This window comes from Streptosporangium amethystogenes, assembly GCF_000721075.1.
GTDB classification, from domain to species: Bacteria; Actinomycetota; Actinomycetes; order Streptosporangiales; family Streptosporangiaceae; genus Streptosporangium; species Streptosporangium amethystogenes.
Window position 1 is genome coordinate 1 of the sequence record NZ_JOEQ01000011.1, and the last position, 21,383, is coordinate 21,383.

The 21,383-nt window shown below is 70.6% G+C and carries 21 protein-coding genes and 3 pseudogenes; 12 read left to right on the forward strand and 12 right to left on the reverse strand.

Going from position 1 to position 21,383, the window contains the following annotated elements; genetic code table 11:
- Nucleotides 1-904 (forward strand): annotated as a pseudogene (locus IG98_RS44980) (IS630 family transposase); the annotation flags it as partial.
- A 173-nt stretch (nucleotides 905-1,077) separates the two neighbouring features.
- Here IG98_RS44980 and IG98_RS46970 read toward each other — a convergent pair.
- Nucleotides 1,078-1,827, reverse strand: coding sequence for a TetR/AcrR family transcriptional regulator (locus IG98_RS46970; RefSeq protein WP_084195416.1), 750 nt, complete (start codon nucleotides 1,825-1,827; stop codon nucleotides 1,078-1,080).
- 24 nt (nucleotides 1,828-1,851) lie between these two features.
- On the opposite strand from IG98_RS46970, the gene IG98_RS0117310 reads away from it, so the two are divergent.
- Together IG98_RS0117310 and IG98_RS0117315 are read left to right on the forward strand one after the other, a co-directional pair.
- A complete protein-coding gene (locus IG98_RS0117310) occupies nucleotides 1,852-2,451 on the forward strand; it encodes a class I SAM-dependent methyltransferase (RefSeq protein ID WP_169750133.1) in 600 nt (199 codons plus the stop codon).
- Nucleotides 2,452-2,524: 73 nt separating this feature from the next.
- On the forward strand, nucleotides 2,525-3,283 hold the full coding sequence (locus tag IG98_RS0117315; protein WP_157594376.1) for a hypothetical protein: 759 nt from the start codon (nucleotides 2,525-2,527) through the stop codon (nucleotides 3,281-3,283).
- A gap of 101 nt (nucleotides 3,284-3,384) precedes the next feature.
- Here the strand turns inward: IG98_RS0117315 and IG98_RS0117320 are convergent, their stop codons facing one another.
- The gene (locus tag IG98_RS0117320) at nucleotides 3,385-4,380 is read right to left on the reverse strand and encodes an ArsR family transcriptional regulator (RefSeq protein ID WP_157594377.1); all 996 of its coding nucleotides are present in this window, start codon (nucleotides 4,378-4,380) and stop codon (nucleotides 3,385-3,387) included.
- 66 nt (nucleotides 4,381-4,446) lie between these two features.
- On the opposite strand from IG98_RS0117320, the gene IG98_RS0117325 reads away from it, so the two are divergent.
- On the forward strand, nucleotides 4,447-5,757 hold the full coding sequence (locus IG98_RS0117325) for an MFS transporter (RefSeq protein WP_030912970.1): 1,311 nt from the start codon (nucleotides 4,447-4,449) through the stop codon (nucleotides 5,755-5,757).
- Between the two features lie 66 nt (nucleotides 5,758-5,823).
- Nucleotides 5,824-6,660 carry a pentapeptide repeat-containing protein gene (locus tag IG98_RS0117330; protein WP_051752279.1) on the forward strand — a complete coding sequence of 279 codons (837 nt, stop codon included), beginning with the start codon at nucleotides 5,824-5,826 and terminating at the stop codon, nucleotides 6,658-6,660.
- Nucleotides 6,661-6,752: 92 nt separating this feature from the next.
- On the opposite strand, the gene IG98_RS0117335 is transcribed toward IG98_RS0117330, so the two are convergent.
- Nucleotides 6,753-7,742 carry a LacI family DNA-binding transcriptional regulator gene (locus IG98_RS0117335; RefSeq protein WP_030912975.1) on the reverse strand — a complete coding sequence of 330 codons (990 nt, stop codon included), beginning with the start codon at nucleotides 7,740-7,742 and terminating at the stop codon, nucleotides 6,753-6,755.
- Nucleotides 7,743-7,869: 127 nt separating this feature from the next.
- Here IG98_RS0117335 and IG98_RS54310 point away from each other — a divergent pair.
- Both IG98_RS54310 and IG98_RS54315 read left to right on the forward strand, forming a co-directional pair.
- Nucleotides 7,870-7,932 (forward strand): annotated as a pseudogene (locus IG98_RS54310) (hypothetical protein); the annotation flags it as partial.
- Nucleotides 7,933-8,008: 76 nt separating this feature from the next.
- Nucleotides 8,009-8,062: pseudogene (locus IG98_RS54315) on the forward strand (hypothetical protein); the annotation flags it as partial.
- Between the two features lie 129 nt (nucleotides 8,063-8,191).
- On the opposite strand, the gene pcaC reads toward IG98_RS54315, so the two are convergent.
- Both pcaC and pcaB read right to left on the reverse strand, forming a co-directional pair.
- Complete coding sequence (gene pcaC / locus IG98_RS0117340; protein WP_030912976.1) at nucleotides 8,192-8,581, reverse strand: 4-carboxymuconolactone decarboxylase; 390 nt, start codon at nucleotides 8,579-8,581, stop codon at nucleotides 8,192-8,194.
- A 22-nt stretch (nucleotides 8,582-8,603) separates the two neighbouring features.
- The gene (gene pcaB, locus IG98_RS0117345) at nucleotides 8,604-9,938 is read right to left on the reverse strand and encodes a 3-carboxy-cis,cis-muconate cycloisomerase (protein WP_030912980.1); all 1,335 of its coding nucleotides are present in this window, start codon (nucleotides 9,936-9,938) and stop codon (nucleotides 8,604-8,606) included.
- Nucleotides 9,939-10,148: 210 nt separating this feature from the next.
- Here pcaB and IG98_RS54855 point away from each other — a divergent pair, with 210 nt between their 5' ends.
- Together IG98_RS54855 and IG98_RS0117360 are read left to right on the forward strand one after the other, a co-directional pair.
- A complete protein-coding gene (locus IG98_RS54855; RefSeq protein ID WP_030912982.1) occupies nucleotides 10,149-10,370 on the forward strand; it encodes a hypothetical protein in 222 nt (73 codons plus the stop codon).
- A 66-nt stretch (nucleotides 10,371-10,436) separates the two neighbouring features.
- Entirely contained in the window at nucleotides 10,437-11,666 is a 1,230-nt protein-coding gene (locus tag IG98_RS0117360; RefSeq protein WP_051752284.1) for a CynX/NimT family MFS transporter, read from the forward strand.
- 32 nt (nucleotides 11,667-11,698) lie between these two features.
- Here IG98_RS0117360 and IG98_RS0117365 read toward each other — a convergent pair whose 3' ends face one another.
- From IG98_RS0117365 to IG98_RS0117375, 3 genes are read right to left on the reverse strand one after another with little or no spacing between them, the layout of a single operon-like run.
- The gene (locus IG98_RS0117365) at nucleotides 11,699-12,784 is read right to left on the reverse strand and encodes an ATP-binding protein (protein WP_030912986.1); all 1,086 of its coding nucleotides are present in this window, start codon (nucleotides 12,782-12,784) and stop codon (nucleotides 11,699-11,701) included.
- Entirely contained in the window at nucleotides 12,768-14,255 is a 1,488-nt protein-coding gene (kaiC, locus tag IG98_RS0117370) for a circadian clock protein KaiC (RefSeq protein WP_211264005.1), read from the reverse strand. Before kaiC ends, IG98_RS0117365 begins: the two co-directional genes overlap by 17 nt.
- 23 nt (nucleotides 14,256-14,278) lie before the next feature.
- Nucleotides 14,279-14,584 carry a circadian clock KaiB family protein gene (locus IG98_RS0117375; protein WP_030912991.1) on the reverse strand — a complete coding sequence of 102 codons (306 nt, stop codon included), beginning with the start codon at nucleotides 14,582-14,584 and terminating at the stop codon, nucleotides 14,279-14,281.
- Between the two features lie 358 nt (nucleotides 14,585-14,942).
- Between IG98_RS0117375 and IG98_RS0117380 the strand changes: the two genes are divergently transcribed.
- The 3 genes from IG98_RS0117380 (at nucleotide 14,943) to IG98_RS0117390 (ending at nucleotide 17,926) form a co-directional block, all read left to right on the forward strand.
- Nucleotides 14,943-15,596, forward strand: a complete 654-nt coding sequence (locus IG98_RS0117380; RefSeq protein WP_030912993.1) for a response regulator transcription factor — start codon at nucleotides 14,943-14,945, stop codon at nucleotides 15,594-15,596.
- Between the two features lie 186 nt (nucleotides 15,597-15,782).
- A complete protein-coding gene (locus IG98_RS0117385; RefSeq protein WP_084195419.1) occupies nucleotides 15,783-16,652 on the forward strand; it encodes a sensor histidine kinase in 870 nt (289 codons plus the stop codon).
- 176 nt (nucleotides 16,653-16,828) lie between these two features.
- Nucleotides 16,829-17,926 (forward strand): glycerophosphodiester phosphodiesterase, encoded by a 1,098-nt coding sequence (locus tag IG98_RS0117390; RefSeq protein ID WP_030912998.1) that lies wholly within the window; start codon nucleotides 16,829-16,831, stop codon nucleotides 17,924-17,926.
- Nucleotides 17,927-17,983: 57 nt separating this feature from the next.
- On the opposite strand, the gene IG98_RS0117395 is transcribed toward IG98_RS0117390, so the two are convergent.
- From IG98_RS0117395 to IG98_RS0117410, 4 genes are read right to left on the reverse strand one after another with little or no spacing between them, the layout of a single operon-like run.
- Nucleotides 17,984-19,561 (reverse strand): FAD-dependent monooxygenase, encoded by a 1,578-nt coding sequence (locus tag IG98_RS0117395; protein ID WP_030913000.1) that lies wholly within the window; start codon nucleotides 19,559-19,561, stop codon nucleotides 17,984-17,986.
- Entirely contained in the window at nucleotides 19,554-19,871 is a 318-nt protein-coding gene (locus IG98_RS0117400; protein WP_030913002.1) for a cupin domain-containing protein, read from the reverse strand. The genes IG98_RS0117395 and IG98_RS0117400 overlap by 8 nt, the downstream gene beginning before the upstream one ends.
- Nucleotides 19,872-19,881: 10 nt before the next feature.
- Nucleotides 19,882-20,631: an ABC transporter permease gene (locus tag IG98_RS0117405; protein ID WP_051752288.1), complete on the reverse strand. Its 750-nt coding sequence runs from the start codon at nucleotides 20,629-20,631 to the stop codon at nucleotides 19,882-19,884.
- On the reverse strand, nucleotides 20,628-21,383 hold the full coding sequence (locus tag IG98_RS0117410; RefSeq protein ID WP_030913006.1) for an ABC transporter ATP-binding protein: 756 nt from the start codon (nucleotides 21,381-21,383) through the stop codon (nucleotides 20,628-20,630). Before IG98_RS0117410 ends, IG98_RS0117405 begins: the two co-directional genes overlap by 4 nt.

Genomic DNA, 21,383 nt, shown 5'->3' on the forward strand with positions numbered 1-21,383 from the left:
AGGGCGACAAGGCCGCTCTGGCCTCCAAGGGGGCCGCCGGGACCGGTTGCAAGCTCACCGAGGCGCAACTGATGCGGCTGGAGGCGTTCTTGGACGAGGGCGCGATCGCGCACGGGTGGGACGATCAGCGCTGGACGAGCGCGCGCATCGCCGCCCTGATCGCTGAGAGGTTCCACATCCGCTACACGCCGCGTGGGGTGGCCTACCTGATGGAGCGGCTGGGATGGTCGTTCCAGGTGCCGGCGCATCGGGCGGCCCGGCGCGACGACGAGGAGCTCGCCGGTTGGAAACGGCAGGTGCTGCCCGCTTTAAAAGCACCCGGGCGGGCTGGGGCTCCTGGCTCGTCTTCGCCGATGAGTCCGGACAGAACCTGAGACCGCCCAAGGGCAGGACCTGGGCTCGCAAGGGGCGAACCCCGGTGTTGCAGGTGGTCTACCGCGGCCGTGGGCGGGTCTCGATCGCCGCGCTGATCTGCGCCAAACCGGGGATGCGGACGCGGCTGATCTACCGTATGCGCGCCTGTCACCATCGCAAAAACGAGCCGAAAGGCTTCACGGTGGCCGACTTCCAAGCGCTGCTACAGGCCGCGCACGCTCAGCTGGGCGGCCCGATCTCGTTGGTGTGGGACAGGCTGCCCAAGCACGTCAGTGCCGAGATGCGCGCGTGGATCGCCGGCCGGCAGGACTGGTTGCTGGTCTATCGGTTCCCGGCGTATGCGCCTGAGCTGAACCCGGCCGAGGGCGTGTGGTCCAACTTGCGTACCAAGCTGTTCAACTTCACCGTTCACGGCATCGACGAGCTCGCCGGTCTGATCAAGAACCGGCTCAAATCCCTGCAGTATCGGCCCGACCTGCTGAACGGCTTCATCGCCGAAACCGGACTCATGATCTCCGGCCCGGCATAACCCCCGGCTTTCATGCTCAGTAGTTGCTCGTCTGTCCTGTTCGGGCTGTCTGTCGTCAACGGCATCACGTGGCGAAGGTCGGTGACAGAGATCTCGATCAAAGCCGGTCGCCCGCCGTCGTACATCCCGTCGGCGAAGACCGTGCCCCCTGCCTGTCGTGACCGAGGTGTGGTTCATGCCTGTCGCCCGTCCCGAGCCGCCGCGAGCACCGCTTCCAGACCGGGCAGCACCACGGCGCGGAACGCCGTGTCCATCTCGGCGGGCGTGGCGACCAGCTCGCCGTCGGCCCACTTCCGCAGCAGCGCCATGAACGCACCGGTGACGCAGGTGACCATCATGTCGAGCGAGGCCGGCGGGGTGGCTTCCCCGGGAAGCGCGGCCAGCAGCTCGTCACGGACGATGGCGGCCATGATCTGTTCTCCACGTGTGCCTATGGCGGTGCCCCCGCGCCGGCCGAGCAGCGCCCGAGCCAGTCGGCGCTGCTCCTGGAGATGTTCGAAAATCGGCAGGCTGAACGCGAACAGGGTCTCCGAGCGTGACTCGGGTGCGAAATGCAGAAGTTCGGAGAGTTCGTCGAGACTGCTGAACAGCACCTCCTGTTTGTCCGTGAAATGCGCGTAGAAGGTCGAGCGGCCGACATCGGCGCGATTGATGATGTCGGTGACCGTCACCGCCTCATAGCCCTTGCTCAGAATCAGCTCCACCAGTGCCTGCCGGATGAGCCGGCGGGTCCGTCGCACCCGCCGGTCCGAGCTCTCCCGCTCCCGGGTTCCGAACACCTTTCCCGCTCCTGTCCGGTTCGGCACGGCCTGGTGGATCTGATTGTTGACCACTCCGCGCTGGTGAACTGACCATTCATAACTAAACAACCTATGCGGAAAAGGGGAAGCGCCATGGGTATCGGAAAATCCCTGCACGACCATTCGAGGCACGGCGACGGAGGCGGCGTGATCAACTACCCGCGCGCCTATGAGGTCCTGGCCGAGATCGGCTTCGCCGGGCGCCGCCGCAGGGTCTTCTCCCGCCTGGCCGCGCTTACCGGCATCCGGCAGGGGGAGCGGATCCTGGACGTCGGCTGCGGCACGGGCTACCTGACCCGGCTACTCGCACCTCTCGCGGGCCCCGCCGGGCAGGTGACCGGTATCGACCCCTCGGCACCGATGCTCGACCACGCCCGCGAGCGCGCCCCGCACAACTGCTCCTACCAGGTGGGCGAAGGACAGGCTCTCCCCTTTCCCGACGCCTCGTTTGACGTCCTGGTCTCAACCGTCGCGGTCCACCACATGCCCTCCTCCGCCCGGGGCCTTGCCGTACAGGAGATGTTCCGGGTCCTGCGGCCTGGCGGCCGGCTGCTGATCGCCGAGTTCCACCCGCCCGCCAACCCCATCGCCGCCCACCTCGTCGGCGTCCTGGTCGGGCCAGCCATGCGGCCCAGCATGCCGGAGCTGCTCGCCGAACTGGTGCCCGGCGCCGGTTTTCAGATCAGGACCACCGGCAGGGTGAAGCCGTTGCTGTATTACGTCGAAGCCGTTCGCCCATCCTTCTGAAGACGCCACCGAACCGATCTTCGCGAGCCCCTGAAGGGCTGAACCGAACGGGTCCGGTCAACGTCTCACGATCATGAGACTGCCGGTCCTGCTGCTTCTTGGCGCGCTGACCGCCTGCGGCGCCCCCGCGACCACGGCTCGAACCCTGGATACCCCGGCAACGGCGTCCGCACCCCCCGCGCGGGAGGCGCCGGAGGTCCCCAAAGCCTCGGCGATTCCACCGCCGTCCCCGGACCCGACGGAGCCGACGTCCCGATCCGCGTGCGCCCCGGCTCCGGCCAGAGAACTGAACGTCAGGCTGCTCCGGCAGATGGTCTTCGACTACGACCCGCTCAACTCCCCGGAGGAACTCGCGGCGAAGACCCCGCTGGTCGTCGCGGGCACCGTCGAGGACTTCCTGCCGGGAGACATCGTCGAGGAGGGGATCCCCGGTGACCGCACGCACTACGTGCTGATGCCGGTGCGGGTGACCGAGCGGTTCAAGGGACCGGCCGCCCGCCTGGTCCACCTGAAGTTCTTTCAGGGCGGGAGGTGGAAGAACCAGACCCCGGTCAACTCGGTGGCCGACTTCCGGCGGGGGGTGCCCCGGGGCACCCGGGTCCTGGTGTTCGTCTATCCGGACACCAGCGAGGGAACCGTCATCAAGGACCGCGCCGGCCTCCCGGCCGGAACGCCGATCTACTCGGCCCACCCGCAGGGCGTGCTTCTCGGCCGGGGCCTGACGGTGATCGGCGGCATGGAGGAGATCAACCCGGCCTCCCGCTGGGCCGACCCCTGCGGCCTGGACGGCATCGCCACCCGCCTGCGCGCCGCCGGCCACCAAGGACAGTGATCACCTTCACCGCAGGTGGAAGCCCGCACCTGGCTTCCACGAACGATTCTCGATTGATCGGACGCCACCACCGTGAACCCGCAGTGGGGGCCGACCGGGCCTCACCGGAAGGCGTCAAGGACCGGTGAGCGGCTGACCAGGGCGTCGCCCAGGGGGGTGCGGTGGTAGAGGACGGTGCGGCCGGTGCGGTTGCCGGTGATCAGGCCCGCGTTGCGCAGGGCGGTGATGTGGCCGCCCACGGTGCCGAGGCCGAGGCCCAGCAGGGGGACGAGCTGGGTGGTGGTGGCCGGGGTCGCGAGCTCCAGCAGCAGGCGGGTCCTGGTCCTGCCGATCAGAGCGGCCAGGCCGTCCGCCGCCTCGGCCGGGATGCCGGTGCCCCTGGCCGGATAGCTGATCGCGTACGGCCAGTCGTCCTCCAGGTAGGAGCCCATCTTGATGGGGAACACGGTCGGCACGAAGAGCAGCCCGCGCCCGTTGAGCCGATGGGTCTCGTCCACGCCCCCGGCCAGCACCTCGATGACACCGTCGGGGTGCCACCGGATCCTCGGGGTGAGGTCGTCGAGCGCCGCCGCCCAGCCGTAGGTCGCCAGGCGGCCCGCCCGCTGGATCACGTCCCGCTCCAGGATCGCGTGGAAGCGCGGCCACGCGGGGGAGACGATCTCCTCCCACGTCGCCTGGAGCGCCTCGGCGAAGAGCCGTACCACGTCGGGAGAGAACAGCACCTCCCTGACGGGTGCGGGAGGGCGCGGCATCCCTTCCAGGTTCCTGGCGATCTCGTCGTGCGCCTGGACCACCGAGGTGGCTCTCACCACCGCGAGTTCCGTCTCGAACGGGGTGTCCACTCCGGTCGGCGGCGGCGCGGGGAAGTCGGCGTTGTAATGTCGCTCACGGAAGAGCGCCACCAAGGGGGCCAGTCCCGGCTGCGTGAGCAGCAGTCTCTCGTACGGCTCCCGCATCCGGTCCGCCCAGGACCGCCACTGTCCGGGCCCTCTGGTCCCGGACAGGATCCAGAGGGCATGCTTGGTCACGATGAGCGGGGAGATGGCGAACCTGCTGGCCATGATGTCGTGCGGGGTGACCTCGATGCGATAGCTCACTAAGCAACCTTTCGGGTATATCCGAAAGATTAGCCAGTGGTCCGGGTGCCGTTCAGCATCGTCTCCATGACCACACAAGAACGCGGCGCGACCTACACGGAGGTCTTCGCGAGCGGTGAGTTCCGTGTCCTGTTCGGAAGTTTCACCCTTCTGGTGGCCGGCGACCAGGTCAAGATGCTGGCCCTGTCGGCGCTGGTCTACGCGCGGACCGACTCGCCCGGGCTGTCGGCGGCGGCGTACATGCTGGGCTTCCTGCCCTACGCCGTCGGCGCCACCTTCCTGCTCTCGCTGGCCGACCGGATCCGGCCGCGCGCGCTGATGATCGCGGGGGAACTGGTGCGGGTGGTGACCTGCCTGCTGATCGCCTTCGCTGGGCTGTCCGTTTGGGCGATGCTCGCCCTGGTCCTGGTCACCGGCCTGTTCTCACCGGTCTTCGGGGCCGCGCGGATGGCGCTGCTGCCCGACCTGCTGCCGGGGGACGCGTTCGTGCTGGGCAGGTCAATGCTGACCGTAACGGCGGCGGGAGCGCAGATCGGCGGGCTGGCCGTGGGTGGCGGCATCCTCGCCGCCGCCGGCCCCTCGGGAGCGCTGGCCGTCACCGCCGCGCTGTCCATGCTGGCCGCCGTGGTGCTCCGCTTCGGCCTGCCCGACTTTCCGGCCAGGGGCGCGGAGGCCGGGGAGCGTACGGGCGAGGGCGGCGTTCCCGGTGGGGGCGCTGTGCGGGACGGCGGTTCTCCCGCGAGTTCTCCCATCGGGGAGGCGGAACGCGGGGGCGTGCGCACCGAGCGGGCGAGAGGCAGGGGCGCCGTCCGGGAGACCCTGCGGGTCAACCGGGCGCTGCTGGCGGACACCCGGATACGCGGCCTGCTTCTCGCGCAGTGGCTGCCGGTGACGTTCGTGACGGGCGGCGAGGCGATGCTGATCCCCTATCTGGGGAGTACCGCCGGGTACGCGCTCGCCGCGGCCTCCGCGGGCCTGGCGGTGGGGAGCTTCGTCGTTGGCCGGCTGGTCTCGCCCTCGGGCCGGGAGCGGCTGGCGTTTCCCATGGCGGTGGCGTCGGGCCTTCCGCTGCTGGTGTTCGCCTTCCAGCCGGGGCTCGGAGGAGCCGCGCTGCTCGTGCTGCTCGCCACGGTGGCGTCGACCTCCTACGAGCTCGGGTTGCAGCGGTGGTTCGTGGAGGCGGTGCCCGAGCCGGTCAGGGGACAGGCGTTCGGTCTGGCCTCGGCGGGGATGATGTCCGGACAGGCGCTCGGCGCGGCCCTGGTGGGCGTGGCCGCCGAGCTGACCTCCTCGCACATGGCGATCGTCCTGGCGGGGGCCACGGTCGTCTGCTGCTCGCTCGCCCTGCACCGCTCCCTGCGGCCGGAGCCTTCCTGACCGGACTTCCTCGTATTCTCGGAGAGAATGGAGAGCATCCCATCCAGCGTTAGGAGATCACCTACGTTGTCCCAGAAGCACGAAGTCCCCCTGCTGGGCGGAGACCGTCCCGGTCTGCGGGCCGACTGTGCGAACTGCTTCGGGCTGTGCTGTGTCGCGCTGCCCTTCGCCGCCTCGGCGGATTTCGCGATCGACAAGGACGCGGGGAAGCCGTGCGTGAACCTGCGGGCGGACTTCCGCTGCGGTATCCACGCGAACCTCCGCGAGCGGGGCTTTCCCGGCTGCACGGTCTTCGACTGCTTCGGCGCGGGGCAGCAGGTCTCCCAGGTCACCTTCGGCGGGCAGGACTGGCGGCAGGCCCCGGGCACCGCCGGGCAGATGTTCGAGGTGTTTCCCGTCATGCGGCAGCTCCACGAGCTGCTCTGGTACCTGACCGAGGCGCTGGCGTTGCCGCAGGCCCGCCCCATCCACGACGATCTCCGTCGCGCGCTGGACGACACCGGGCGCCTCGCCCGTGGCAGTGCCGAGACACTCGTGAAAACGGACGTGGCGACGGTCCGTCAGGGCGTCAACGCCCTGCTGCTCCGTACCAGCGAGCTGGTACGGGCCGAGGTGCCCGGCCGCAAGAGGAACCACCGGGGAGCCGATCTGATCGGGGCCAGGCTCAAGGGGGCCAACCTGCGGGGGGCCAACCTGCGCGGGGCCTACCTCATCGCGGCCGACCTGCGGAACGCCGACCTGCGTACGGCCGACCTCATCGGGGCGGACCTCCGGGACGCCGACCTGCGCGGTGCCGACCTCACCGGGAGCATCTTCCTCACTCAGGCCCAGGTCAACGCGGCCAGGGGAGACGCCGCGACCACGCTGCCCGCCGCGCTCATCCGCCCCACGCACTGGTCCTGAGGCTCGATGTCCCCACGACGGTCGTGAACGCGCGGTCCTGGACCCGGGAGCCCGGGGTCAGGTCCCTCGGCCAGGGGAGAGGCCGCGCTCACTCATCCCGGAAGCTCCCCCGAGCCCCGGGGGATGAGCCGGGTCGGCAGCTCGACCCGCTCGGGAGTGCCGTGGTCGCCCGACAGGCGGCGGAACAGCAGCTCGGCGGCGGTCCTGCCGAGCCGCACCGGGTCCTGGGCCACCACGGTCACGCCGGGGACCAGTAGGTCGGCCAGCTCGAAGTCGTCGAAGCCCACCAGGGCCAAACGGTGTCCGGTACGCAGCACGGCCACGGTGATCCGGCCGTTGCCGGTGAACACCGCGGTGGGCGGGGCGTCGCCGGAGAGCATCCGGTTCAGCGCGGGACCCGCCTGTTCGGCCGGGCCGGTCGCGACCAGTGACGGGTCGAAGGGCAGGCCCGCCTCCGCGAGGGCGCGGCGGTAGCCGTGCAGCCGCTCGCCCGCGGTGAAGATGGACGCGCTGTCGCCGATGAAGGCGATGCGGCGGTGTCCGTGCCGGATCAGGTGGCTCACCCCCGCGTGCGCGCCGCCCGCGTTGTCGCAGAGCACGGTGTCGGCCTCCAGTCCGCCCGGCCGGTCGGCGAAGACGGCCGCGATGCCCGCGTCGAGTTCGGGCCGCAGGTAGTCGTGGTCGGTCCCGGCGGGGACGATGACCAGGCCGTCGACCCTGCGCGAGCAGAAGGCGAGGATCAGTTCCCGCTCGCGCCGGGGGTCCTCTCCCGAGGAGCCGCTGAGCACCAGCGAGCCGTGCCGGAGCGCCACGTCCTCGACCGCACGGCTGAGCCCCGAGTAGAAGGGGTCGGCCACGTCCTCGATCACCAGGCCGATGGTCGCGGTCCTGCCCCGGCGCAGCACGCGGGCGCTCTCGTTGCGCCGGTAGCCGAGCCGCTCGATGGCGGCCGTGACCCGTCCGGCCGTGGCGGGGTTGACCCCCGGCTCCTCGTTGACGACCCGGGAGACGGTCTTCAGCGCCACCCCGGCTGCCTCCGCGACGTCCTTCATGGTGGGACGGCCTCGCACACTCTCTGTCACGACTCGATCATCGCCCATGCATGGCGCACTGACAACGTTGTCAACAGCGATCGGGGGAACTCGCGCCCGAGTCGTCGTCCGTTGAGGGCGGGCCCGCGGCTGCACCTTCCGGGCGGCTCTGGAGGACGTGGCCGGCAAGTGGGGAATCCTCGCGCTGCTCGCCCTCGGTGAGTCCGGTTACCGGTTCAACGCCCTGCGGCGACGGGTGGCGGGCGTGAGCGAGAAGATGCTGGCGCAGACCCTGCAGACCCTTGAAGCGAGACGGCATGGTCACCCGCGAGGTCCTGACGGTGATACCCGCCCGGGTGGAGTACTCCCTGACCCCGCTCGGCGCCCGTGTCGCCGAGCGCCTGCGCGATCTCGCGGATCTACTCGAAGGCTCGGTGGACGAGATCGGCGCGGCGCGAGGCGTACGACAGCCGCCAGGCGTGACCGCGGGCGGGAACGGCTCAGGAGGACTCTCGGTCGGACTCCAGTGCCGCCCGCGCCACCGCGAACGCCCGGTTCGCGGCGGGTACGCCCGCGTAGATCGCGGTCTGCAGCAGTACCTCCTTGATCTCCTCCTCGGTGAGACCGACGCGGAGCGCGGCCCGTACGTGCATGGCCAGCTCGTGCTCCTGTCCGAGCGTGGCCAGCATGGCGAGGGTGATGCAGCTGCGGGTGCGCCGGTCCAGGCCGGGACGGGTCCAGATCTCCCCCCAGGCGTACCTGGTGATGAAGTCCTGGAAGTCGGCGGTGAACGGGGTGGCGCTCGCGGTGGCACGGTCCACGTGCTCGTCACCGAGTACGGCCCGGCGTGTCGCGTCCCCGGCCTCCCACCCGTTCGTGTCCTCGGTCATCCGCCGGTTCCTCCTGTGCTCATCACGGCTCCTCGCGGTTCTGGTGGGCGGCGAGCGCCCGGTCGACGAAGGTGAAGGCGGAGCCCAGGGCACCCGCCGGGTCGAGGGCAGCGTCGACCTCCCCGGCGGTCAGCGAGACGCCGGGATCGGCGAGCAGGACCTCCCGCAGCGCCAGGCCCCCGGCGGCGGCGCGGGCGCAGGCGGCGTCCACCAGCCGCCGGTCCCGCGGGGTGCCGCCGAGCCGGACGACCACCTGCTCGGCCATCAGCAGCCCCCGGGTCGCGTCGAGGTTGGCGCGCATCCTGACGGTGTCCACGGTCAGGCCCTCCAGCACCTCGCGCAGCCAGCAGGCGGCGCTGCCGGTGAGCCGGAGCAGCTCGCCCAGCGTCTCCCACTCGGCCTGCCAGGGCCCGGCCGCGCGTTCGTGCTCGGCGACCATGCCGCCGAGGAGGGAGGCGACCAGCCCGGGTATGCGCTGGACGCAGGCGAGTACCGACATCGAACCCACCGGGTTCCGCTTGTGCGGCATCGCGCTGGAGGTGCCCCGTCCGGGCCCGGTGGGCTCGGCGACCTCCGCCACCTCGGTCTGGGCCAGCAGCTTCACATCGTTCGCGATCTTGCCGAGTGTCCCCGCGACGGTGCCGAGCGCGCAGGCCAGCCGGGCGACCGGGGTCCGGTCGGTGTGCCAGGGAATGACCGGCTCGGCCAGCCCGAGTTCGGCGGCGAGCGGCGGTGGCACCTCGTGGCCCCGCTCGCCGAGAACCGACAGGGTGCCCGCCGCCCCGCCGTACTGGGCCGGCAGCGGCACCCGCGCCAGCTCGGTTCGGGAGCGGTCCAGCGCGCTCAGCCAGCCCGCGGCCTTCAGCCCGAACGTGATCGGTACGGCGTGCTGGCCGACCGTACGCCCGGCCATGACGCTGCCGCGGTGCTCGGACGCCAGTCGCGCGCACGCCCCGGCGCAGGCGGACAGGTCGGCCAGGACCGGGGCCAGGGCGCGGCGGGCGACCAGCATCGCCGCGGTGTCGTTGATGTCCTGGCTGGTGGCGCCGTAGTGCACGAACCGCCGCAGGCCGGGCTCGATCCGCGTCCGCAGGGCGGCGACCAGGCCGATGACGGGGTTGCCGCTCCGGGCCGCCTCGGCGCCCAGCTCGGCGAGGTCGTAGAGCTCGGGGCGGCAGGCCGCGGCCACCGCCGGGGGCACCTCGGCGGGGACCAGGCCGATCCCGGCCTGCGCGGCGGCCAGCGCGGACTCGACGTCCAGCATGGCGGCCAGCCACGCGACGTCCGACACCTGCGCGGCGGCCCCGCCCCTGGCGAACATCCCGGAGAACAGCTCGCCGGCCGGGGAAGAGGTCACGGTCACCTCCGGATGGTTCGAATGTCGTTCAGGGCGGACCGGGAGCCGCTGTCGCCGTCGTGCACGAGATCGGCCACCGCGTCGGCGAGCGGAACCACCGTGGCCATCGCCCCCTTCACGCATGTGCGCTGTGCGAACGAAAGTTCTTTGGGCGAACCTACTGATTCGTCGTGCGGACGGTCAACGTGGCGGCCATCGTTCCCTGACCTGATGGACGCCAGGACGTGGACCGGGCAGGTCTTCACCGGCGGCTGGACCGTCTCATGGGCGGGCGACACGGCGGTGGTCGAGCCCGCCACCGGTGCGGAGCCCGGCCGGGTCGGCGCCTCGGGCACCGGCTCGCGCTTCGGCGGGAGACGGGCGAACATCGAGGCGTTCACCAAGACCCGCTGGGTGACGATGCAGGGAAATATCGAGAAATATCCCTTCTGATGGATGGGAAGTGAGATCGCGCCCCCTTCTCACAGGCCACCGAGCGGGCTGTGGGAAAGTTGGCCAATGGTCGAGCGAGGGGTCGATGTGTCGCGGGTGTCGTGGGTGGTGCTCATCGCGGGCTTCGTTCTCGCCTCGCTCAACCTGCGGCCCGCGCTGGCGAGCGTCTCCCCGGTGCTGGACGAGATCATGGGCGACCTCGGGCTGAGCGCCGCCGGGGGAGGGGCGATCACCACGGCCATGGTGGTCTGCCTGGGCGTGCTGGGCCCGCTCGCCCCGCTGCTCGCCCGCCGTTTCGGCCTGGACCGCACGCTCATGGCCGGGTTGCTGATCCTGGCCGCCGGGGTGATGCTGCGCAGCGCGGGAAGCGTCCCCGCGCTCTACGCGGGAGCGGCCGTCGCCGGCATGGCCATCGCCGTCATGAACGTCGCGATGCCCGGCGTGGTCAAGCAGCACTTCCCCTCGCGGGTCGGCCTGTTCACCGGGATCTATGTCTCCGGCCTGGTGCTGGGTTCCGCCGCGGCGTCCGGGCTGATGATCCCGCTGGAGCGCGCCACCGGGTACGGCTGGCGCGAGGTGACCGCGATGACCGCGATCCCGGCGCTGGCCGCCGCGGTGTTCTGGCTGCCCCAGGCACTGCGCCGCCCCGCCCACTCCAAGGTCGCGCCCAGACCGTTCGCACCGCTGCTCCGCGCCCGGGTGACCTGGTACGTCACCGCCTACATGGGCCTGCAGTCGCTGACCTTCTACGTCATGCTGGCCTGGCTGCCGACGATCTTCAAGGACGCGGGGCTCCCCGCCGATCAGGCCGGATACCTGCTCAGTCTCACCAGCCTGGCCCAGGTGGCGGCCACGTTCACGGTCCCGATCCTCGCCGGGCGCGCGCGGTCGCAGGTGTCGTACGTCACCGCCGCGACCCTCCTCACGGTGGCCGGATATCTCGGAGTGCTGTTCGCCCCTGCCACCCTCCCGTGGCTCTGGATGATCGTCCTCGGGGTGGGGCAGGGCGCCTCGGTCGCGCTGGCCCTGCTCATCATCACGCTCCGCGCCCCCGATCCGGTCTCGGTCACCGCGCTGTCGGCCGTCGCCCAGTCCGTCGGGTACGTGCTGGCCGCGCTCGGGCCGCTCCTGGTCGGCACGCTCCACCAGTTCTCCGGCGGCTGGACGCTGCCGTTGCTGGCCGGGATCGGCGCATGCGGCCTGCAACTGGCGGCCGGGTTCCTGGTGGGGCGCCCGGTGACGCCGGCCGGCCTGGGCGAGCCACGACCGGCCGAGGATTCGCCCTCCCCGGTCTGAACCCGTCGCCACCCCGGGATCGGCGGAGCGGCTCAGGACATCGGCTCTCGTCGTAGGCGGAGGCAGAAACAGGCGCCCCCGTCCTTGCCGGGTTCGTACCAGGCGTCGCCGCCGTTGCCCCGGGCGAGGCTGCGGACGATCCAGAGTCCCAGCCCGGTTCCCTCCGTCTCCTGCTCGACCGCCGGCGCACGGCTGAAGCGCTCGAACAGCCGGGGCACGAAATCCTCCGGCACACCCGCCCCCCGGTCACACACCCGGATATGGACCCAGCCAGGCCGGCCGAACGCGGACACCTCGATCGGCGGGTGCCCATAGGCCAAGGCGTTCTCCAAGTAGTTCTCCAGCATCGCCGAGAACTCCTTGCGATCGACCATCGCCACCAGGTCGGGACTGCAGGACAGCTGCACGTCCTGGAGCCGCCCGTCCACCTCGCCCAGCCGTTCGAGGATGAATTCGAGCACGGGGACGCGTTCCAGGGAGGCGGACACACCCTTCGCGTCGATCGTCGAAGCGGTGAGGAGCTTCCGGACCAGCCCTTGAAGGCGAGCCGTGCGATCGGCGATGCGCTCGACGATCTCGGCCCTCTGCTCCTCGGCCAGCGCGACCAGGCGGTCACGCAGCACGTCCACCAGCACGCTGATCGCCGCCAGGGGATTGTGGAGTTCGTGGGCCGCGATCGCCACGGCGACGTTCTGGCGATCCAGGGCCGCTTCCATCTCCCGCTCTTCGCGCCTCTGGCGTGTGACGTCGCGAAGTGTCGCCACGTAGAGGTGCTCGCCCTCCAGAGTCGTGGCGGTGATCCGCATCTCGACCACCCGCCTGCCTCCGCCGGGCAGCATCAGGTCGATCGCGGTCGCCGCGCCGGCGACGAGGGGGAAGCCGAACAAGGTGCCGATGAGTTCCTCAGCCGGGCGGGCGAAGAGCTCCGCGGCGGCCGGATTGCAGAGCCGGATGACCCCTTGCTCGTCGACCGCGATGATCCCGTCCGCCGAGGCCGACACGATCACCTGGTTGATGTTGCCCGGAGATCCCGCGTCGTCGGGCCGCCCCGGCTCGGAGCCCGCGGCGGCCTGCCCTCTGCTGAGGGATCCCCCTCGATCCTCACTCCGACGGCCCATCTGTCTCCTCGGATTCGGGTGCCCACAGGATCGCGGGGCTGATGTCCCCGGTGAGGACCTGGGAGACGCCCCGCAAGCGCTCACCGATGTGCATGCCGGTGCCGTCGACCGTCACCTCGCGAATGCCTTGGTCGTGGGCGGAACCCCGCGTCTGGAGTACGGTGATCGCACGCTGGATCTCCCCGACGCGCTCGACGTACTGGAGCAGGACCCAGACGTCGGTGAAGCCGGCGATCTCCGCGGTCGTCGGCGTGCCCGTCGCCATGAGCCGCCCCGTGGGTCTCGCCGTGAAAAGCGTCGTGATCTCGTTCTGGCGGAGGACCGCTCCCAGCGCGATGACGAAGTCGAGCAGGGCCCGGGGCGTGACGACGCGTTCGAGCGCGGACAGCGTGTCGATGACCAGCCGACGGGGCCCGAACTCCTCGATGGTCCGCCTGAGCTGGAGAAAGTGATCCTCCGGCGACGCCACCTCCGGGTAGTCGGAGATGACCTGGAGCAGACCCGATGCCTGCATGGACCTGATGTCCAGGCCCCAGCCGTCGGCGTTGCGTAAGAGTTGCTCACGGGTCTCGTCGAAGGTGCAGAACAGGCTGCGCTCGCCCGCCTCGAACGCGGTGGCGATGAAACGCAGACCCGCCAGCGTCTTGCCCGTGCCGGTCGGGCCGGACATCAGGACGATCGCGTCCCGGTAGAAGCCGCCGCCGCACATCTCGTCCAGCTCGGTGTTGCCCGACGAGACACGTTCCGATGACGCGCGGCCGGAGGACATCAGGAACGCGAGGGGAACGACCACGATTCCGTCCTGCGGGTCGATGGTGAAGAGCCATTCCCCGGAACGGTGCGGGGCACCGCGGAACTTGACGATCTCGACGGTACGGTTCCGCCGCCCCTGCCGCAGGACGTTGCGCAGGATGATGACGTTGTCCAGCACGAACTGTTCGACCCCGTAGCGGGTCACGCCGTCGTACTCCGCGGGCCGCTCCGCGGTGAGCACCGAGGTGACCCCGAGCGTTTCGAGGATGGAGGCGATCCGGATCAGCTCGTGGCGGATGGTCTCGACGCCGGTGAAGCGGGTGAAGATCGCGCCGAGTGAGTCGAGCGCGATACGGCGGGCTCCGGTCTGGCGGACCGCGTGCTGGATGCGGGCCACCAGCGCGCCGAGGTCGTAGGACCCGATGGCCTGCTCCTCCTCGCCGATGCCCATTGACGCGTCGACGAAGGCCCACTTCCCCTCGTCCTCCCACCGCTCGATGGGGAAGCCCAGCGAGGCCGAATTACGCCGGATATGGCCGGCTGTCTCCTCGAAGGTGACAAACACCCCCGGCTCGTTGAATCGCATGATCCCGCGCGCGAGGAACTCGATGGCGAACAGTGTCTTACCGCTGCCGGTCGTGCCGCTCACCAGCGTGGACCGGTTGGCGGGCAGCCCGCCCAGGGCGACATGGTCGAAGCCGTTGATCCCCGTGGGCATCCGCTCGATCCTTCCGCCGCCGCTCATCGTCGCTGCCTTTCCGAGGACGGTTCCTCCAGAACCGGGAGGCCGAGGGCGACGGCGGCGCGGTCGTGATCGGACAGGTCCCCGATCACCCGTCGCTGCGGCGTCGGCGCGAGTCTGATCACTGTCGGGGTGGCCAGGATCCGTCCCTCCTCCGCCAGGTCGGGCCGTTCGGCGGCGTCGATGACCTCGACCTCGTACGTGCCGGGCAGGCGGGCGTCGCAAAGGAACCGCAGGTTCACCTCCGCGGCTTTGGACCGTTCCGTATTCCCGGCCACATACAGCCTGAACGAGTAGGTGGTCACCTGGGAACTCGTCTCCAGCCTGCGCGGATCCCAAACGGCGCCCCGCGGGATGTGCCGCCGCCCGTACCCCGTCGGGGGTGGGACGACCTTCCCCGGTGTCTCGCGTACTCACGAGTCCCCGCGGTCACACCCGCCGCACGAAGACCCCCGTGACCGGGTCCGGCGGGACTTGCCCGTCGCGTCGCGTCGCGGGTAGCGTCGTGAGCAGGGCCTTCGAACAGGGGGTATCGGCTGTTCGGCCTGTTACCGGCCCTTGACCCCTGACTCACCCGCGGGGCCATGATCGGCGGACCGTATGGCGGCGGGGGCCGCCCAGGAGCCAGGAGGCGTTCGCGGTCAAAGTGAGCAGGAGCATCCGATGACCCGGGTCCTCGTGGTCGAGGACCAGCGGGCGCTTGCCGGCGCTCTTGAGATCGCGATCGGCGCCCAGCCGGATCTGGAATGCGTGGGAGCCGTTGGAACGGTTGAGGATGCGGTACCCCTCATGAAGGCACACCACCCCGACGTCGTGCTCATGGACATCCACCTCCCCGACGTCGACGGAATCGAGGGGACGAGACGGATCAAGGCGGCCTACCCGGAGACCCGCGTCCTCATTCTGACGGGAGACGCCACCCCCGATCTCTTCGCGGCCGCCGCGGCGGTGGGCGCCGCCGGATTCCTCGCCAAGGACACGACGTTCCGGGCCATCCTCAGAGTGATCCGGGCTTCGGTCGACGAGAAGCTCATCATGGTCGAGGGCGAGACGCTCGGAGTGTTCCTGCGGACCCCCTCACCCGGCACACCGCCCCGAGACGGCGGTGAGAACCGGGCGGGGCTCACCGCGCGCGAACGGGAGGTCCTCGGGCTGATGGGGGAGGGGCTCGACCCCCGGGCGATCGCCGAACAGCTCGTCGTGAGCCTGCACACCGCTCGCGGCCACGTCAAGAACGTCATGGCGAAGCTGGGCGCGCACAGTCAGCTTGAGGCGGTCGTCGTGGCCACCCGGACAGGTCTCCTGCCCGGCCGGTAGGCGTACGGCCGAGCCGCGAGGGTGGCCCGAGGCGCAGGCGTCCCGTCCGGCCGAGGTCGTCGATCCGGCCCATCTGGGGGTGGTCATCGGACCACCTGGGGGTGGCGGGTCCGCCGGTCGTCCTCCTAGCGTGGTGACCACGCACCGCACACTGCCAAGACTTGGTGGCGGGAAGGAAAAACTGACATGAGGGATATGGCCGGTCTGTGTGACTATGTCGATGATTTCGACGCGTCTTCGGACCTCGGGTACGGGTGCCACGAGACTCCCGAGCCCCCCGACGGCGTCGAGGTCGCCCAGACCGTCGCCCGCACGCTGAAACGACTCAGGCAGGCGCTGCAGCAGCAGCGCCGGTTCGCCTCCGACGCCTCGCACGAGCTGCGCAGCCCCGTCGCCGCGCTGCGCGTGGAGCTGGAGGAGGCTCAACTGCATCCCGGCGATCACGACCTGGGGGAGGTGCTCGGGCGCGCACTGAGCGACGTCGATCGACTTGAGGCGATCATCACCGACCTGCTCGCGCTCTCCAGAGCCGGGGAGAACACGCCGATCGAGTGGGAACCGGTGGACCTGGCACAACTGGTCCGGACGGAGGTCTTCCGGCGGGCGGACCGGCTCGGCGTCCAGCTGCGGCTCGTATCAGGAGTGAACGTCAACATGGTCCGTCTCCAGCTCGCCCGGGTGCTCACCAACCTGCTGGACAACGCCCAGAGGCACGCGGAACGCGTGGTGCGGGTCGAGGTCACCCGTGACGCGCACACCGCGGAACTGACGGTCTCCGACGACGGAGCGGGGATCGCCGAGGCCGACCGGGAACGGATCTTCGAACGGTTCACCCGGCTGGACGCGGCCCGCAGCCGTGACCACGGCGGCACCGGCCTTGGCCTGGCGATCGCCCGCGAGATCGCCGAGGGCCATCGGGGGACCCTCCGGGCCGAGGACTCACCCGTCGGCGGCGCGTGTTTCGTGCTGCGGCTCCCGCTCACCACCCTCTCCGGACTCCCGTTCCACGACGGGGACGGCGCCTTCGGGCGCCAGATGCTTGGCAACCCCGTGTGACCTGTTCCTACCTGGGGATCGGGCCACCGAGTCAACCATGGCGTGCTTCCGGAGGATCGCCAGGCCGGTGCCCCAGGCCCCCGGGGCCGTTGTCTTTGTGACTCGCTGTCCTTGTGGCTGACTTCCTTTGCGAGTCGTTGTTCCGGTGGTCATCCGGGCCTCCTACGGTCCTGAACATGATCCGTAGGTTTCAGGTCGCGCTGCTGGCGTTCCTCACGACCGGTACCGTCGCCTTCGTGTTGCCAAAATCCGAACCTGTGATCGCCGAGCCCCGTGTCCGCGAACCCATCGTCATCGGCCACCGGGGCGCCAGTGCGCATCGGCCCGAGCACACCCTGCTCTCGTACGAGGCGGCCATCGCGCTCGGCGCCGACTACATCGAGCCCGACCTGGTCGCGACCAAGGACCACGTGCTGGTCGCCAGGCACGAGAACGAGATCGGCGGCACCACGGACGTCGAGAGTCATCCCGAGTTCGCGGACCGCCGCACCACCAAGACCGTCAACGGCCGCTCGATCACCGGCTGGTTCACCGAGGATTTCACGCTCGCCGAGCTGAAGACCCTCAGGGCCGAGGAGCGCATCCCCGACCTGCGCCCGGGAAACACCGTCTTCAACGGCCTCGCGGAGATCCCCACCTTCGACGAGGTGGTCGAGCTGGCGCGGCGGCACGGGGTCGGGGTCTACCCGGAGACCAAGAGCCCGAGCTACTTCGACTCCATCGGCCTCCCCCTGGAGGGGCCGCTGCTGGAGGTGCTCGGCAGGCACGGCTGGAGCAGGAGCGGCGCCCCGGTCTTCATCCAGTCCTTCGAGACCGCCAACCTGCGTGAGCTGAGCAAGAGGACGGAGCTGCCGCTGATCCAGCTGATCACCGCCGGTGGCGCCCCGTACGACTGGATCGCGGCCGGAGATCCGCGCACCTACGACACCATGATCACCCCCGCGGGGCTGCGTGAGGTGGCCGGTTACGCGGACGGGGTCGGCGTCGACACCCGGCGGATCGTGCCGGCGGGACCCGACGGCCGCCTCCTGCCGCCCACCACGTTCGTCCGGGACGCCCACGAGGCGGGACTGAAGGTGCACGCCTGGACCGTCAGGAACGAGAACTCACACCTTCCGCTGGACTTCCGGCTGGGCAACCCGGCCAGCCCGGCCTTCTCCCGGGCCACGGGGGACGTGATGGGCTGGCTGGAGCGGCTCTACCGGCTCGGCCTGGACGGCGTCTTCGCCGACGACCCGGGCATGGCCAGGGCGGTGCGGGAGCGGGTGTTCTGACCCGCGGCGTACCGCCCCGGGTGCGGCTCCCGGCCGAGGAAGCCGCACCCGGGGCGGTCACCGCGGCGGTCGGTCCGTGACGGTCGTGTAGAGGTCCGCGGCCAGATCCTTGTCCTCCCGGGGATCGAACGGCCTGATCGCGGCGATGTGCCCGTCGGGCCGTAGCAGCACCAGCGTGTCATCGGGAACGCCGAACCGGCGGCGGACCCGCTCGCCCGGATCCACCAGGAGCCGGTCCCGCAGCTCCGAGCCCGGGGACGTGTCCCACCTGCTGACCACGTACCGCCGGAGCGCGGGGGTGTCGGCGGGAGGGATCCTGGGTGCCCGCCGGGCGTCGGTGAAGTGGAGCGCGACGAAGGAGTCCGCGCACAGGTCGTGCAGGTACGCTTGCCCGGCGGGGCCGAACAGCGGCAGGTCCGGAACACGGTCGCCGAGGAGCACCGGCGCGGGGGTGTCGCCGGTCTTGACCATGCCCCAGTCGCCGCTGCCGTCCACGTCGAGCCGTACTCCCAGCAGCGTGCGGGTCTGGGCGGTTCCCCAGCCTCCGTCCTGGATGGACCTGACGCCGTCATCCCGGTGGGCCATGCCGGCGCGGGCCGCCTCGGCCATCCTGCCCGAGCCCAGGGAGGCCACCGGCAGCTGCTCGCGCTCGTACTCGTCGAGCAGCCGGTCACCGGCCCATCCTCGCGACACCCACGCCAGGCGCCAGGCCAGGTTCGAGATGTCCAGCGCCCCGGTGTTGAGGCCGAGGGCCCACATCGGGGTGATCAGGTGGGCGGCGTCCCCGAGCAGGAAGACCCGCCGCTCCCGCCAGTGGCTCGCGATCCGGTGGTGCACCCGGTAGACGTTGGTGTCGACCAGCCGGGTGGGGCCCACATCCCCGAGGAAGCACAGGGCCCGCTGGTACAGCTCCGCCCCGTCCGGATCCGGCGCGTCCGGGGTGAGCGGGTAGACGAAGCGCCAGCAGTGCGGCAGCCGTACCACGACCACCCACTCCCGCGGATCGGAGAAGTAGGCCAGGTAGGGGTAGTCGCGCGGGGTGGCGATGTCGAGGTCGGCCTCCAGGTCGACCAGGGCGTACCGCTCGTCCAAGGTACGGCCCTCGACACTCACGCCGAGCGTCCCCCGGATGGCCGACCGACCGCCGTCGCAGCCCAGCAGGTAGGACCCGCGGACCGTCCGCGGTCCCGACGCCGTCTCGGCGTGCACCGCCACCCCCGCGGAGTCCTGCTCGAAACCGGTCACCCGGTGGCCCATCCGCAGGGCGCCCGGCGCTCGGCGCTCCAGTTCGTCGCGGAGCACCGGCTCCAGATGGTGCTGCGGGATGTTGGCGATGAAGGGGAACCGGGTGTCGGTGGCCAGCGCGTCCATGAGCACCCGGAATTTGGGCAGGTTCGTGGAGCGGTCGAACTCGCCGATCTCGTCGACGCGCAGCGCGGCGCGGAGCACCGGGGGCAGCGCGCCGTACCGGTGCAGGATCTCCAGGGTGCGGGTGAGCAACGAGCCGGCCCTGGTATCCGGCGACAACCTCTCGTCCTCCTCAAGCACCACGACCGGGAGCCCGTGGTGGACCAGGCCGAGTGCGGTGATGAGCCCGACGGGGCCCGCACCGGCCACGACGACCGGGTCAGCCATTCTTCAGCTCCACCAGGCGTGAGACGTACCTGGTCTCTCCCACGTTCCGCAGCAGGTGCACCGCGCCGGGATCTCTGAAGACCACCGACCCCTGCGGCTCCGGTGCGTCGATCAGCTGCCCGTCGGCGGTCTCGATGACATTGACGGCCTCCTCGACCGCGACGACCAGATAGGGATGGTCGTGCCGGTGCAGGGGCTGGATCTCGCCCGGTTCGAGCTCGATATGCCAGACCCTGACCAGGTCGTTCTCGAAGACGACGTACTGGCCGACCGGGGCGAGTCCGTCCTCGCCCGTCTCCAGATCACTCATGGGACACCTTTCAGGCGGTGGTCTCCCGCGCCCACGGCAGCAGGAGATGTTCGAGCGCGGCCAGGATGTAGAACAGCGCGATGCTCATCGCGCCGAGCAGGGCCATCGCGGCGAACGCCAGCGCGGTGTCCGCGGCGGCGCCGGACTGGACGATGACGTAGCCGAGGCCGGCCTCGGCGCCGACGAACTCACCGATCACCGCGCCGATGACGGCCAGCGAGATCGCGACCTTCAGTCCCACGAAGATCTGCGGCAGGGCGTGGGGGAATCGCACCTGGAGGAAGGAACGTGCCCAACCCGCCCGGAGCGACCTGCTCAGCTCGATGAGTTCGGCGGGGGTGGAGCGCAGGCCGGTGGCCGTGGAGATCACGATGGGGAAGAAACAGACCAGGAAGACCATGACCACTTTGGGGAGCTGACCGAACCCCATCCACACGACCAGGATCGGCGCGACGGCGACCTTGGGCACCGCGTTGACGGCGATCAGCAGCGGGTAGACGCTCTGCTCGACGGTCCGGAAGGTGGCGATCAGAACGGCGATCAGCACGCCGGCCGCCACGGCGAGCGCGTAGCCCAGCAGCGTCTCGGCCAGCGTCACCCAGGTCTGGTCGAGCAGATAGCCGCCGTGCTCGCCGAAGACCGCGAGCACGTCCGGAGGTGCGGGCAGGATGTACGGCGGGATGCCGAAGGCGACCGTGGCCAGCCACCACGCCGCCACGGCCAGCGCCGTACCGGCCAGGGGAGGTGCCCAGTTCCTCATCGGGCGGATCCCCTCGTCCGCTCGACGAGCAGCGAGCGCAACTCGGCACCGTACCCGGCCAGTCGCTCCCCGAGGGATCGCGGCCGGGGTACGTCGATCTCCACGATCTTCCTGACCCTGCCGGGCCGAGCGCTGAGCACCACGACCCGGTCGGCGAGCAGCACCGCCTCCTCGATGGAGTGGGTGACGAGGACGGTCGTGGTGGTGTTCTCCAGCTGGATCCGCTGGAGCTCGGCGGAGAGCTCCTCGCGGGTGAGCGCGTCCAGCGCGGAGAACGGCTCGTCCATGAGCATGACCTTCGGCTCGCAGATCAGTGACCTGCACAGGGCCACCCGCTGCTGCATCCCGCCCGACAGCTCGTGCGGGAGCCGCCGCTCGAAACCCTCCAGCCCGGCCAGGTTCAGCAGTTCGCGCGCCCGGTCCAGATGGGCGGCCTTGGACCTGCCGAGGAACTCCACCGGCAGCAGTACGTTGCCGAGGACCGTCCGCCACGGGAGCAGGGCGGGCCGCTGGAACATGAGGCTGACATCGGGACGCGGCCCGGTCACCGGCTCTCCGGCGACCCGCACCTGCCCGCCGGTCGCCGGGATGAGACCCGCGATCAGGCGCAGCAGCGTCGACTTCCCGCAGCCCGAACGACCGATCACGGCCACCGACTCGTGCTCGCGCACCCGCAGGTCGATTCCCTGCAGCGCTGTCACCGCCCCGGACCTGCCCGGGAACACGCGGGACACCCCTGAGACCTCGATCAT